This window comes from Veillonella sp. oral taxon 158, assembly GCF_018376515.1.
GTDB lineage: Bacteria > Bacillota > Negativicutes > Veillonellales > Veillonellaceae > Veillonella > Veillonella rogosae.
This window is the reverse complement of sequence record NZ_JAHABE010000008.1, coordinates 24497-38976: the sequence shown is the minus strand read 5'-3', so window position 1 is coordinate 38976 and position 14480 is coordinate 24497. Positions and strand designations below refer to the sequence as shown.

At 40.2% G+C, this 14480-nt stretch carries 14 protein-coding genes; 11 read left to right on the top strand and 3 right to left on the bottom strand.

The window, feature by feature from the left end; translation table 11 throughout:
* Positions 1-54: 54 nt before the first annotated feature.
* Entirely contained in the window at positions 55-849 is a 795-nt protein-coding gene (gene ygiD, locus KH364_RS06190; RefSeq protein WP_273298987.1) for a 4,5-DOPA dioxygenase extradiol, read from the bottom strand.
* 404 nt (positions 850-1253) lie between these two features.
* Here ygiD and KH364_RS06185 point away from each other — a divergent pair, with 404 nt between their 5' ends.
* The 4 genes from KH364_RS06185 (at position 1254) to KH364_RS06170 (ending at position 5075) form a co-directional block, all read left to right on the top strand.
* On the top strand, positions 1254-1610 hold the full coding sequence (locus KH364_RS06185; protein ID WP_273298986.1) for a helix-turn-helix domain-containing protein: 357 nt from the start codon (positions 1254-1256) through the stop codon (positions 1608-1610).
* Positions 1611-1723: 113 nt separating this feature from the next.
* Positions 1724-2425, top strand: a complete 702-nt coding sequence (locus tag KH364_RS06180; RefSeq protein ID WP_273298985.1) for an MBL fold metallo-hydrolase — start codon at positions 1724-1726, stop codon at positions 2423-2425.
* A 104-nt stretch (positions 2426-2529) separates the two neighbouring features.
* Positions 2530-3765 carry a DUF445 family protein gene (locus KH364_RS06175; RefSeq protein ID WP_273298984.1) on the top strand — a complete coding sequence of 412 codons (1236 nt, stop codon included), beginning with the start codon at positions 2530-2532 and terminating at the stop codon, positions 3763-3765.
* On the top strand, positions 3762-5075 hold the full coding sequence (locus tag KH364_RS06170) for a DUF445 domain-containing protein (protein WP_273298983.1): 1314 nt from the start codon (positions 3762-3764) through the stop codon (positions 5073-5075). Before KH364_RS06175 ends, KH364_RS06170 begins: the two co-directional genes overlap by 4 nt.
* 46 nt (positions 5076-5121) lie before the next feature.
* On the opposite strand, the gene KH364_RS06165 is transcribed toward KH364_RS06170, so the two are convergent.
* Both KH364_RS06165 and KH364_RS06160 read right to left on the bottom strand, forming a co-directional pair.
* On the bottom strand, positions 5122-6537 hold the full coding sequence (locus KH364_RS06165) for a HAMP domain-containing sensor histidine kinase (protein ID WP_273298982.1): 1416 nt from the start codon (positions 6535-6537) through the stop codon (positions 5122-5124).
* Positions 6515-7189 (bottom strand): response regulator transcription factor, encoded by a 675-nt coding sequence (locus KH364_RS06160; RefSeq protein ID WP_004698139.1) that lies wholly within the window; start codon positions 7187-7189, stop codon positions 6515-6517. The genes KH364_RS06165 and KH364_RS06160 overlap by 23 nt, the downstream gene beginning before the upstream one ends.
* 884 nt (positions 7190-8073) lie before the next feature.
* On the opposite strand from KH364_RS06160, the gene KH364_RS06155 reads away from it, so the two are divergent.
* The 7 genes from KH364_RS06155 to KH364_RS06125 all read left to right on the top strand — a co-directional run bounded on the left by KH364_RS06155 (position 8074) and on the right by KH364_RS06125 (position 14470).
* Complete coding sequence (locus KH364_RS06155; RefSeq protein WP_009352437.1) at positions 8074-9792, top strand: FAD-binding protein; 1719 nt, start codon at positions 8074-8076, stop codon at positions 9790-9792.
* Between the two features lies 1 nt (position 9793).
* Positions 9794-10756 (top strand): succinate dehydrogenase/fumarate reductase iron-sulfur subunit, encoded by a 963-nt coding sequence (locus KH364_RS06150; RefSeq protein WP_273298981.1) that lies wholly within the window; start codon positions 9794-9796, stop codon positions 10754-10756.
* Positions 10756-11631 (top strand): CoB--CoM heterodisulfide reductase iron-sulfur subunit B family protein, encoded by an 876-nt coding sequence (locus tag KH364_RS06145; RefSeq protein WP_009352218.1) that lies wholly within the window; start codon positions 10756-10758, stop codon positions 11629-11631. The genes KH364_RS06150 and KH364_RS06145 overlap by 1 nt, the downstream gene beginning before the upstream one ends.
* 367 nt (positions 11632-11998) lie before the next feature.
* A complete protein-coding gene (locus KH364_RS06140; RefSeq protein WP_273298980.1) occupies positions 11999-12745 on the top strand; it encodes a hypothetical protein in 747 nt (248 codons plus the stop codon).
* Between the two features lie 272 nt (positions 12746-13017).
* On the top strand, positions 13018-13224 hold the full coding sequence (locus KH364_RS06135; protein ID WP_009352393.1) for a DUF1659 domain-containing protein: 207 nt from the start codon (positions 13018-13020) through the stop codon (positions 13222-13224).
* A 274-nt stretch (positions 13225-13498) separates the two neighbouring features.
* Positions 13499-13720, top strand: coding sequence for a DUF2922 domain-containing protein (locus KH364_RS06130; protein WP_009352278.1), 222 nt, complete (start codon positions 13499-13501; stop codon positions 13718-13720).
* Positions 13721-13882: 162 nt separating this feature from the next.
* Positions 13883-14470, top strand: a complete 588-nt coding sequence (locus tag KH364_RS06125) for a DedA family protein (RefSeq protein ID WP_009352227.1) — start codon at positions 13883-13885, stop codon at positions 14468-14470.
* The last annotated feature ends 10 nt before the right edge of the window (positions 14471-14480 follow it).

Here is a 14480-nt window from a genome sequence, read left to right as displayed (position 1 = left end):
ATAGAAATAGTGAATTTTCTAGAAAATCGGTTCGCATCTATGTAGGTCTTGGGTTTATATAGGATTCAGAGGATCATCTTGAAAGATAAATCCTGTCATCGATAGGGAGCCTGAGTTGTAGGTTTGGTTAAATACTGTTGGATGTAAGCCTTCGCTAGCGCCCATAATGTATAACAATGGCACATAGTGATCTGGTGTAGGCACAGCATAGCTTGCTTGGGGATGATTGGAGTAATTAATGACAGTATTTACATCGTTTTCTAATACAGCGTTACTAATATATTGGTCAAACTCAATCGTAGCAGGGGAGCCCAATGGATTTTCCCATTCCAAGCGGCTTAAATTGTGAACGATATTACCACTGCCTATGATGAGATACCCTTCATCACGTAATACTTGAAGTTTTGTACCTAGTTGATACATTTCTTTAGGGCTTAAGTATTTATTAATGGATAATTGCACCACTGGTATGGACGCATCAGGGAACATGTGAACCAAAACGGTCCACGTGCCGTGATCGATGCCCCAAGTGTCATTTATAGAAACGGAATTATCCAGTAATTTTTGTACCTCTTTCGTTAAATTGCTGTCACCCTTTGCAGGATATACAACTTCGTAGAGTTCTTGAGGAAATCCATACATATCATAAATTTGTTTTGGATTCTCTGCGCTTTGAATGTAGGTACCATCTGCATACCAGTGAGCAGAAATGGCTAAGATAGCTTTTGGTTTACCGTAATTATTGATTATGTTTTTGCCTATAGTTTGAAATGCGTTGGTTGTTTCTGTATGTTCTAAAGCCATCATAGGACTTCCATGACCTACGAATAATGTTGGCATGCGTTTCATAATAGATGACCTCCTTAAATTTTGTTAATTGTAACTCATCTTTTGCGATGGTTGGGACTCTTTTAATGGTGCCTTCACGTCGTTCCTGTTACTTGATATCCTCATTATATAGATGTGCCACTATTTTGAATAGTAGAATTATTTTAGATGGGTACTATCAAAAGTGATAGAATTATGATATTTACTGACCAAAAATTTTTCAAAAAATTTTGTACCCTAAAAAATGATACTATAAAATGCTTGCAATACGATAAATTTGTGATATGATTTGAACTACATTAGAAAAACATATTTCTAATCTTGAAATGGAAATAGTAGTATAGCTATACATAGTTGAGCTTAGCTATAGAGGTTTAGCTTTGTTATAACGAGCTACTTAAGCAATATAGAAAAGGAGAATTACAATGGCAGAGCAACTCGTAAATGTTCATGATTTAGTGGGCCGCTGTCCTTTTGCAACGAGTCAAAAGTTATTAGCCGGCAAATGGTCTTTATTGATCATGCACGAATTAGCCGAAGGACCTGTGCGTTTCCGTGAATTAGAGCGCCGCTTATACCCAATTACACAAGCAACACTTACTAGAGCGTTACGCCAATTAGAGGATGATGGCCTTGTACACCGTGAAGTATACGGTACGATTCCACCAAAGGTTGAATATAGCCTTACCGAAGTAGGGGCAGGTTTTAAAACAGTTCTAGTGTCCCTTGAAACTTGGGGTAACCAATATATTGACTATATGAAATCTTCCGGTCGCATTTAAAGAGAATTGTTCTAAACTATATCGCTACTTTCATGCCCTGTCTTTATAAAAATATGGTATAATAAACAATACGAATGATATAAATTCTCAATAAACTAGAGGTATTGATAATAATGTTAGATGTTACTTTTTTAGCTCATAGTGGCTTTGTCGTAGATGATGGCAAGCGTTGCTATGTATTTGATTATTATAAAGATCCTAATAATATAGTTTGGCAATTAGCTAAACGAGGTCGTGAGCTTTGGTTCTTTGTGAGCCACACTCATGGGGACCACTTCAATCCGTCTATTACGGAGTTTGATGGTCCTCAAACTCGTTATATTTGCCATCAAGATGTACCATTAGAGGGCAAGGTGAAGAAATGTATTACCCTGCGCCCTGGCCAAGATGCTACGCTTGATGATGTAGGCATCCATATGTATGGTAGCACCGATGAAGGCGGTTCGTTCTACGTAAAGACAAATACGGCTAACATCGACTCTGATTCTATCTTCCATGCCGGTGACCTTAATTGGTGGCATTGGCTTGGTGATACACCAGAAAATAATGCAGATGCAAAGCGTATGGCTTGGCGTGAGTTTAAGGAGCTGGAAGGCTTGTCTGTAGATGTGGCGATGTTCCCTGTCGATAATCGTCTCGAAGCCGCTATGGAGTGGGGCAGCATTGAGTTTTTACGCCGCGTAGACGTGAAAAAAGCCTTTATTCCGATGCATCTAAATGGTCCATTATGGACTCCGTCCGTGTATTTTGAGGCCCTCTTTGGAGATGTGCCGATTTGGGCGCCTCAAAAAGATGGCGACGAATGCACATTCTAAATCTACTTTCACAGTTTGTAGTTTGTGAAAGTCCGTGACACTAGAGGTCACTACGTTATATGGGGAGAGTCTATATACGTAATTCAGTAAGTTAGGATCAAGTGATGATGAAAACTAAACCAGTGGCAACCACCCTGTTGGTTGTCATGGCTATTATATTTTTAATTGCATATCCACAACGACAGGATACGTTCTGGGCGTTTATCATGCACGTATCTGGAGCGGCCATGATTGGTGGCTTGGCGGACTGGTATGCGGTAACGGCACTCTTTACGAAGCCTTTGGGGATTCCCTTTAAGACAGCCATCTTGCCGCGTAGCAAGGAGCGCCTCATTCAAATAGGTCGTACCATGCTCAGTGAAGAGTTGCTGCGTGTGCCGCAGATGTATTATGCCATCAAAAAAGAACGCGTTATGGTTCGTATCATTGAATACGGCATGAGTGATGTAGGACAAGGTCAGATTAAAGAAATCTTGTATGGTGTAGGTAATCAAGTCTTATCCCATATGGATATTGAGCCTATGCGTCAAGAAATCAACAAGGCTGTTTATAAAGGTGTTACGAACTGGAAGGCGACGCCTCTCGTTATCTTGTTTGGCCGCTGCATGTTAGAACGCCAAACAGCAAGTATTTTCTGGCTCTACTTTAACCGTACCTGTCAGCGTGTTATCGCATCGAATCAGGTGTACCCTTATTTGTATCGCGTCATGCTAGACATTATGAAAACCTATACGAAGGATTCCTTCTTCCGCGAACTGGCTATTGCCTTTGGTGGGGATGGGCTTTCACCAGAACGATTGGTGGAAACGGTGCAGAAAAAGGCTGTTCAATTCCTCAAGGAAAATGAGTCCATCGATTCTGCGCTAGGTCGTTACGTATGGGGCCAAGCGATTCGATTCTTTAATAATTTGGAAACTAATAAGGAATGGCAAGCATTTATCGAGGAACATAAAGACCAATGGATTAGAACGGTTCTCGAAGAATGGGAAGGTAAGCTCATCGACGGCGATACTGTGGACTGGAATCGTCTCATGGACATCGTTATGGACCGTTTCAACGTGCTCGGTACGGAAATCTTGTTAAATCCAGAGAAACAAGGGCCATTTGAACGGTTCTTCTTGTTGCGCAGCATTCCGTGGTTACAAAAATTAAACCCACTCATCGATAGAGTCGTAGGGCAGGAATTGTCTCGTTATTCACCAGACGAAATCACCCAAATCGTGCGTGGTAAAATGTATTACGACCTCCAAATGGTTCGTATTAACGGCTCTCTCGTAGGGGCTATCCTAGGCGGCATCTTCTACGGCTTGACCATTTTTGTAGAGGGGGTGCTCAAATGATTAGCTATTTGAAATCCCTCACCTTGCGGCAGCGCGCAAATGGTATTCTTGGTTTGACTGCTCTATTGTACTGTTTTGCTTTCGTAGGTCAATTTTTCTTTGGTTCTGAAAGCTGGTATCAGCCGCTTTACTGGGCTGTGCAGTCTGCCCTTATCGGTAGCGTAGCCGACTGGTTTGCCGTAACTGCTTTGTTCCGTAAGCCACTCGGTTTCCCATACCATACGGCGCTCATTCCAAGAAATAAAGATCGCCTTATCAATGGTGTTATCAAGCTGGTTGAGACAAAGATGCTGACCAAGGATCGTTGCAAGGTATTGTTAAATAATGTGGAATTTGTTCCATTGTTTGAAAAATTCTTGCTATCACCGGAAGGGCAACGGGCAGCGCGTCTTGTAATCCATCAAGGGTTGCATCTATTATGGAAATCTCAAACGAGCGAAGAATGGGCACAGTGGGGGGCGAAACGCATTCGCGGTTTGCTAGAAAAACACTCCCTCGTACCTGTGTTAAAACACGTATTGCTCGATTTATGTGAACATAATCGCTATGAAAGCATGGTTGTACAGGTATTGAACGTAATTCAAGAACGTATCAACCATCCAGCTATGGTGACATGGCTTACAGCGGTTGTAGCAGAAGAGGCTCATAAGAAAAAGAGAAAAGGCTTCTGGTCTGATTTCCTCATCTCCATGTCTGAAGCGACTGATGTGGTGAACTACCATGAGTTGGCACAGGCTATCGTTCAAGAGGCTTATGCTATGCTTGAAAACTGGAAGCGACCAAATAGTCCTGAACGGACTGCATGGCTTCGCCAATGGGTAGATCCAATTCGCAATATTGAAGATAATCGCGAAGTTTGTAATGCCCTCGATGAAGCATGGGAGCGTTGGATTCGCGAACAAGACTGGGAATCTGTCATTGAAAACCATTTATGCCCGTATGTAGAAGAACTATTGCTCGTAGGGGATGAAAATGGGGAAACACCAGCTCAAGTATTAGTTAATATCGCCCTTGAATTGTGGACCGTATACGGTCAATCTGAAGACCTTAGAAACCGTATTGAGGTTACATTACACGATATAGGTGTCTATGTCCTTGAACAAGGCTACGACCTCATTGAAACCATCATACGCCAAGTGCTCGGCGGCCTTAGCACAGAGAAGTTTATTTACTTCATCGAATCTAAGGTAGAGGACGACCTCAGCTGGATCCGTATTAACGGTGCTATCGTTGGTGCTGTAGCAGGTCTGCTCGTATGGACATTCCTAGAATACATGTATATGCCGTTCTGGCAACAATTTGTAGGATAAAATTAGATAACAGCAAAGGGACTGACCATTGGTCAGTCCCTTTAGTTTATTCTTCACTTTGATTGTACGGTAATCGCACGGTAAACGTAGTTTTTACTTGAGGTTCGCTAGTGGCTGTTACTTTGCCGTGGTGCAAGCTAATAACTTTGTTTACAAAGTACAGGCCGAGGCCGATACCGTGATTTGATTTTTTATTACGGGATTGTTCCGTTTGATACATGCGGTCCCAAATGTGCTCTAGGTTTTCTTGCTCGATACCAATACCATTATCTGACACGGTAATAACGAGCTCATGGCCTACGAGTTTTGCGGAAATATCGATGGTAGTATTTGTGAACTTAATAGCATTATCCACTAAGTTTGTAATAGCTCGACGCAAGGATACTTCGTGAGCCGTCATGCGTAAATTTGGCTCAATTTGAGATGTTATGGAGATTTGCTTTTCTGTGTTTTCTGCACAAAGCCGAGTATAGTCATGAACCATATTCGTCAGCATCCCTGATACATCTACAGGGGCAAAGGTAAGATCTTGGGCATTCTCCAAGCGAGCCACATCAAGTAATTGGCTTACGAGATTTGTCATAAACTTAGCTTGTTCTAAGATATGTGTCAAACCTTCCCTCAAATCGTCTTCGGTACGTCCATATTTTAAAGCAAATTCACTTTCTGCTTTAATAACCGCAATCGGTGTGCGCAACTCGTGTGAAACGTCAGAACTAAACTGTCTTTCACGGTTTGAAGAATCTTCAAGACCTGAAATCATGCGATTGAATGTGGTCGTTAGTTCATAGATTTCATCCTTCGCAGTGCGATCAGGAATGTCGATACGGCGGCTCAAGTCGTTGTTCTTACCGATAACTTTAGCTGTTTTGGTCAAGGTTCGGACTGGTTTAAGCCCTTTCTTGATAAATAGATAACCACCTAGTGAGGAGATCAGTAAGAATATAACATCTCCTAATAGTAAGCTGTATAAAAGGTTTTCAGTCTTTTTAGACGCTGTTTTTACCTTTGTAACGGCACGCAAAATACCACGATAATTCGGTTCGTTAACCGGTGTATCGTAGTAGTAGAAGGTGTCATCACCAACAGCGATTTCTCCAACCTGTCCTAAGGAAAGGACTGTTTGATTAGGGAAACCATCCGGTAAGGCGCCTTTAATAATATAACCGTCTTGGGTGGATACGAAGAAGAATGTATTATCTTGATAGGGTTTAAACTTTCGAATATCCGTAGCCATAATCATCGCTTGCTGCTGCAAACGTTCTCGTACTTCCTTGTTATCGGACTCATGTGTATATGCATAAATCCATGCGGAAGCAACCATCAAAATGATGAGCAAAAAGATGGTATACCAAGACATAATTTTAAAGGTTAGGGGCAGCCGATTGAATAAATCGGTGGCTGCCCCGGACATGGTGTCCAAATCCCGGTGGGGATCGTTAGTTTTCAGTTTTGAGGACATACCCTACTCCACGAACCGTTTGAATGAGTTTTACATTCTCATCGGTATCAATTTTTTTGCGTAAATCTTTAATGTATACGTCGATGAGGTTAGAGTAGCTTTCATAATCGTATTCCCAAACGTGGTCAAGAATTTGTTGACGGGACAATACGATATTTTCGTTACTTGCTAAATAGAATAAGAGGTCGAATTCTTTTGCTGTCAATGTAATCGTTTCGCCATCGCGTTTAACTGTACGTTGTGGAACATTGATAGTAAGAGGACCAACATGGATGTCGTTTTGTGCATGACGCGCGTTACGGCGAGCCAATGCATAAATACGAGCTGTTAATTCTTCAAGATCAAAAGGTTTTACGAGATAGTCGTCAGCGCCAGTATTAAGGCCTGTTACTTTATCTTGTAAGGAATCTTTTGCTGTTAGTAGCAATACAGGTGTTGTATTGCCATCGTTACGCATTTGTGCAAGAGCGCTAATGCCGTCGAGGATCGGCATCATAATGTCCATTACGATAACGTCATAGCTAGATGTGTTAACATAATCAATCGCTTGTTGACCGTTGAAGCATGTATCAACAGTCATATTCTCAGCACGCAAATATTTAGCTGTAATGCCATTCAGCATTTCTTCGTCTTCTACAAGTAAAATTTTCATTCTCTGTTCTCCTTATGTATGAGTTAAATATATAGCTCTCCAACTACTATAATATAGTCATTATATATATAAGCTTTCTTTTATTGTGAAAGCCACAACACCATATATGGTGACTATATATATAATATTATATAACTTATTTATCTATTATCATACCTTATACAATGGGAATGAGCAAAAGATGAACGTCTATGCGAGTTTATAAGCCTCTTCTTCATGTTTTGGAGCCCTAAAAATGGTGAAATACTGAAAGTTAATGAATTCTACTAATGAATAAAGATGAACTATATCGAAGATTGCCGTATGCGCATAGATGACTAAGATTTTATTGATTTTGGATGATGTGAAAGAAATCACTAAAAAAACTTGTGATAATTATTATCACAGAGATAAATACTTGTTATGGGTGAAAAAAAACGATGACTTTCGATAGTTAAATTCGAGGTAGTTTTAGTAGGAATTTAACGGATATTAATTATTATGAACAGTTGAGATAAAGTAAAAAGCTAGTATTTATGGGAATCGCATATGTGTTAGGAGAAATAAAAATATACAAAAATTTCGGAACCGAACTACTTTCGTAATATCCTTAAGTTCTTGTGAAAATTATTCATATTACAATTTTTTTTTCTCATAATTTTACCTAAAAAACATTAAGTGAAATAAATTATCAATTAGATTAATCAAAATTAATTATGCATAATAGGGTTTAGACATGACTAAAAATGCTCTCTATAATTATAGGTAAGAAATAAGAAAAATCGCATAAGTATGAGGTTTTTCTTGAAAGAAAAATGATTAGGTTATCAAAAATTTTTATAAGTTTTTGAAATGAGATAGTCTAACAAGTTTTCTTATTAATAGGTAGTTATGAGGAGGTCATTATGGAACAGTTTGATGTTCTAGTAGTAGGTAGCGGTGGCGCTGGTCAACGCGCGGCTCTTGAAGTTGGTCGTCGCAAAGGCTTAAAAGTAGCTCTTATTACTAAAATTTTCCCAACCCGTTCAGCAACAGCAATGGCACAAGGCGGTGTCAATGCATGTTTGAACAACGTAGCAGCTGAAGATACTATTGAAACGCATACTTTCGATACAGTAAAAGGTTCTGACTATCTTGGTGACCAAGATGCGATCGAATTCTTCTGCTCTCGTTGTCCAGAAGGCGTACTTGAAATGGACCACATGGGTGCTCCATTCTCTCGTACAGAGCAAAACAAAATTGCTCAACGTAACTTCGGTGGTCAATCTTATCCACGTACTTGCTACTCTGCGGATAAAACTGGTCACATAATTTTGCACACTACTTATGAACAATGCTTGAAAGAAGGCGTACACTTCTTACAAGAATGGTACCTTTTAGATCTTGTTAAAGACGCAAACGGTCACGTTGGTGGCGCAGTTGTGTGGAACATGAAAGAAGGTAAAGTAGAGCAAATTAAAGCAAAAGCAATTATCTTGTCTACTGGTGGTGCAGGTCGTATTTTCTGGACTCGTACTACAAACCCATTCCTTTCTACAGGCGATGGTATGGCAGCAGCATTCCGCGCTGGTAATGCATTGAAAGATATGGAAATGATCCAATTCCATCCAACTGGTCTTGGTCGTACTGGTATCTTGATGTCTGAAGCGGTTCGTGGTGAAGGTGGTTACCTTCTTAATGCTGAAGGCGAACGTTTCATGAAAAAATATGCGCCTAACAAAATGGAATTGGCATCCCGTGACGTTGTAGCGAAAGCAATCGAAGATGAAATCGCTGCAGGTCGTGGTTTCGGTTCTGGTCTTAACGCATACGTAGTAGCTGACCTTCGTCACTTAGGTCCTGAAGTTATCATCGAAAAACTTCATGGTATCCGTGACTTGGCTATGACTTTCGAACATTGCGATCCATTAGTACAACCAGTACCTATTCGTCCAACATGTCACTATACAATGGGCGGTATCGACGTAGTTGACTACAAAACTTGTGCATGTGAAGTGCCTGGTTTGTTCTCCTCCGGCGAAGCTTCTTGTATCTCCATCCACGGTGCTAACCGCTTAGGTGGTAACTCCTTGGCTGACGGCGTAGTATTCGGTAAAGTATCCGGTGCTGGTGCAGCTGACTATGCTGAAACACATGAACAACCTAACGTAGATGCAGAATTGGCTGCAGCTGCTAAAGCTTGGGAAGCTAAATTCACTGAAGTAACTACTCGTGAAGGCGGCCGTCCTGTAGTTGAAATCCGCGATGCATTGGCTGATGCAATGTGGAATAAAGTAGGTATCTTCCGTAACGAGCAAGGTATCACTGAAGCTTTAAAAGAAATCGACCAATTGATGGAAGATTACAAAACTTGTTATGTAGGTGACCCTGAACGTACTTACAACATGGCATTCGTAAACTATTGTGAAATCGGTTCCATGTTAACAGTAGCGAAAGCTATTGCTATGGGCGCTTTACACCGTCGTGAATCTCGTGGTGCTCATATCCGTGAAGACCATCCAAAACGTAATGATGAAAGATACTTAAAACACTCTTTAATCAAATTGGGTGCAAATGGCGAGTACGAATTAACAGAACGCGACGTAGTGTTCACTAAATACGAACCACAAGAAAGGAAGTACTAAGATGAGACAAATCACCTATCATATCCACCGTTACCAACAAGGTCGCGCGTTTGTACAGACTTTCAAATTCGACTATGAAGCTGACCGTACAATTCTTTGGGGCCTTCAAAAAATTAAAGACACTCAAGATCCAACATTAACATTCTTGGCAGCTTGTCGTTCCGCAGTTTGCGGCGCTTGCTCCGTTCGCGTAAATGGCGAAGCAATGCTTGGTTGCGAAGCTAAAATCGACGAATTAACAGAACGTTATGGTACTGATGAATTAACAATTGCACCTATCGGCAACTTCCGCGTTATCCGTGACTTAGTTGTTGACTGGGAAGCAAAAGTTGATCGTTTGAAATTGGTTGCTCCTTGGATCTTCCTTAAAGCTGAATTCAACGAAGGTGACAAAATTGTTCGCCAAACTCCAGCTGATTTCAAAAAATTCGTTGCTGGTACAGAATGTATCCTTTGCGGTTGCTGTGCATCTGAATGTAACAAATTGACTGCTCGCGAAGACGACTTCTTAGAACCATATGTATTCACAAAAGCTAACCGTTTCGTATTGGATAGCCGTGATGATGCACCTATGGCTCACATTCAACCTGCATTCGACAATGGTCTTTGGAAATGCGTTCACTGCATGAACTGTATCTCCCGTTGTCCTAAACACTTAAAACCTGCTGTGGATATTTCTAACTTGCGTAAAGAAGCTACTAAAGCTGGTCTTACTAACAGCAAAGGCGTTCGCCATGCGGTTGCTTTCAAAGACGACCTCTACAAAACTGGTCGCTTGAAAGAAGTATCTATGAGCTTGAAATCTGATGGCGTTGTTGATTCCGCTAAACAAGCATTCTATGCTTTACGTTTGTGGAAACACAGCAAAATCAATCCATTTGAACTTGTAGTACCTCAAAAACCTGTAAACGGTATTGATGGTGTTCGCAGACTTATGAAAGCAGCTGAGGAGGTAAGCAAATAATGAAATACGCATTTTTCCCAGGTTGCGTTCTTGAAAGCGCTGCCAAAGAAGATTACTTAGCAACAGTTGCTGTAGCTAAAAAATTAGGCATCGAGTTGGAAGAGCTTGACGGCTGGACTTGCTGCGGCGCGTCCCACGTTCAAGATATCGCTCCAGAAATTACACTTGCTACAAACGCACGTAACATTGCATTAGCAGAAGAAAAAGGTTTGAACCTTTTAACTGTATGTAACACTTGTACTTTGATGCTTCGTGAAGCTAAAAACGAGCTTGATAAAAACGAAAAAGAAAAGAACGAAGTTAATAAAAAATTAGCTCAAATCGGTAAACAATACCGCGGTACAACTGATATTACTCATTTCTTATGGGTATTGATCCGCGATTACGGTTTGGACAAATTGAAAGCTAAAGTTGTTAAACCTTTAACTGGTTTACGTGTAGCTGAATACTATGGTTGCCATATTCTTCGTCCTCAAACTGAATTGGGCTTCGAAGATTATCAAATGCCTACATCCTTAGCAGATTTGATTTCTGCTATCGGTGCTACACCAATCGACTTCTCCCGTAAGCTCGATTGCTGCGGTTTCCATGCTGTATACCCTGCGCATGATTCCGTAATGCAAATGACTGGCTCCATCAACAAAGATGCAGCTACAGAAGGCGCAGATTGCGTAGTAACTCCTTGCCCACTTTGCCAAATGCAACTTGATATGTTCCAAAAAGAAGCTAAAGAAGTTGTTGGCGGTGGCAAAGATATGCCAATCTTGCACATGTCCCAATTAGTGGGTCTTGCTCTTGGCATCTCCCCTGATGAAATGGGTATGCCTAAACGTCACTTAACTGACACTGCAGCAGTGACTAAATTCGTAGGTTAATTCGTTTGATTAGGACGTGACCTCAGTTGGTCCTAGCATTGTCCTATATCTAAACCTATTATCATAATTACCAGAAGAACCCCCTAGCTTAGGCTAGGGGGTTTTTCTATTAAATACTAGTTTTATAAATAAATTTAATTTTGATATCAATTGAGAATTATAGTATAATGAGCATATTGATTGTATACACTTATATGAGCAATGACTTATATAATAGCGTCAGTTCATAAATCATAATAATGTTAGGCTTGTAATGTAGAACTTATACGATTGGGAGATTCGTTGTATATAGAACGTCTACTTTGATTGAGCGATTATATAAAAGGGATTTTTAATATTATTAAGTGCTATACACAGGGAGGATATAATGAATGATATGCTATTAGAATATATCGATCGAATGATTGATCAAGAGAAAGACCATCGTGTTTTTCCTGTAGAATTTAATAACCAAAAATATTATGTAAAACAAGATATTAGTAATAATCGCTCTAGTTGGATTAAGCCAGCCCCTAGAGCTTCTTTTGATTATGAGTTTTATAAAATTTCCTTTGTGAATACACAGTTGCCTGTAGCACCTACGATTGCAGGCTTTAGAGAACATTACTTTGTTACCGAAGCGTGTGGTAATACTTTAACTTATTATAGTCAATTGCCTGCGCAACATCCTGATGACAATAGTTTGGATGATATGGTAACACATATCTTTTATATATTTGGGAAGACCTTAGGTCAGTTACATGACTATGGTTTATCTCATGGGCGTCCTGCCATGCGTGATATTACCTATGATCCAGAAACAGATAAGATTACCTTACTAGATTGGGAAAATGGCCGTCGTTGGCCTGAATTAACACCGCAAGGTTTGGATTTACTTATCTTTGTTCACAGTTACTTGCGTGAGGACAACCTACCGATTTCTTATCTATACGCCATGATGAATGGTTATAGTTCAGCCCGTACAGCACGTGATACGGTATTGCATGTAAAAGAAATCTTACGCAAACACGAATGTCTTTTTAAGTTCTGTCGTATGCTAAATCCGTTCCATTTTGTAGATACAGAAGCAGCTGTTAAAGCTTATGACTTCATGTTGGCCTTGAAAACCGAATAGTGTCGAATTTAAGCGTTTTAACATACCGGTACTATTGCTAATGGTGCTCTATAGTGGTTATAGACCTTTACGGTTCCTATTTATATATTTGTATAACTAGGAATTGGTAAAGGTCTTTTTGTATTTATAAAAGTCGTATTGTTTTAATACTGCAATAAGTACAGAGTTGAAGCTGTAATTCCCAAACTTTCACAATGATTACCTTAATTACTATAGCGGGGGTTGTCGAGAGGGACCCTCAGGAATATAAGAGGGTGAAAGGAGGTGATACGATGGCTAACATTAAACGCACTAAATTGGTGTTGCGTTTTAACATCGGTACCGAAGATGCGCCGAAGTACAAAGACGTAACCTATACACGTGTTGCAGAAGAAGCGTCCGACGATAATGTGAAAACCGTTGGTAATGCGCTGGCAGCCTTGTATGACCACAGCTTGTCCGACGTGGTCCGCGTCAATGAAGTATCTTTAGGACATTAATTGTAGATTATCTACATATTCTTGTTTTAGGTGCTCCAAACACATCCTAAATTGCTGATTTCATACATCCTTACATAGTCGTAAAAGGGTGTAGCAATCGCAAGTCCACACATTCCCATCCTTATTGATATGAATCGTAGATAGATATATTTAATCTGAGTGTAATTTGTGTAATTACAGAATTGCAGAGTTACAGAGCTATAGAGCTACAAAGATCATCCTATTCTATCTAAATTCGAGAACTTGTTTATGAAACGTGAAAGGAGGCGCCCACATGGCGGAAAAACGCGTTGTATATCTTACATTTTCTACGGTCGGTGGTAAAAGCACATCAGTCACAATTAGTGCTCCTCGTGCTGGAATTACTTTACAAGATGCTAAAACAGCGGCTAATGCGCTAGTAGCTAACAAAGTAATCCTTGGTTCTGGTGATGCAGAACTTGCTGCATTTACTACGGCTCGTGAAGTAACAACTCAAACTACTGAATTGCAATAATCGTATACAGTTAAATGGTAAAAAGGCTTTCACCTTGTGGTGAGGGCCTTTTTATTATGGTAAAATATAAGGTATACCGAACAGGTATGGTAATAATGAAAATATTATGCCCAAAAAACTGGACATAATGGAACCCATATGGGATTTAAAAGGGGTAAAAACGTGGAATATATTATTTCGTTTATGGAAACTTATGGCTATGCAGCCATGTTTATTGCTATGGTTTTGGAAAATGCTAACATTCCAATTCCTAGTGAAATCGTCCTTGGTTTTGCCGGGTATTTGATCGCTCAAGGCGTGTTTGATATGCATACGACGATGGTCGTAGGTACTTTGGCAGGTATCGTTGGCTCCGTATTATCCTACTGGATGGGTGAATATGGTGGTCGTCCTCTATTATTAAAATACGGTAAATATGTATTCTTTAATGAACATAAATTTGAATTAGCAGAAAAGATGTTCAATAAATACGGCGGTGCGGCCGTATTCTTTGGTCGCCTTTTACCTGGTGTTCGTACCTTCATTTCTTTCCCAGCAGGTATGGCGCGTTATCCAATGTGGCACTTCATTATTTGGACAGTTCTTGGTACGATTCCTTGGACGATTTTGCTCGTTTACCTTGGCAAGATACTTGGTGAAAATTGGCAAGATCTTATCGAATACAATCATGAATTCTTGATTGTTATGGTTGTTGTGTTTGTTATTATAGCTGCAGTACTGGGCTTTAAATACTATCGCAATCGTCGATAAGGAGGGGCCT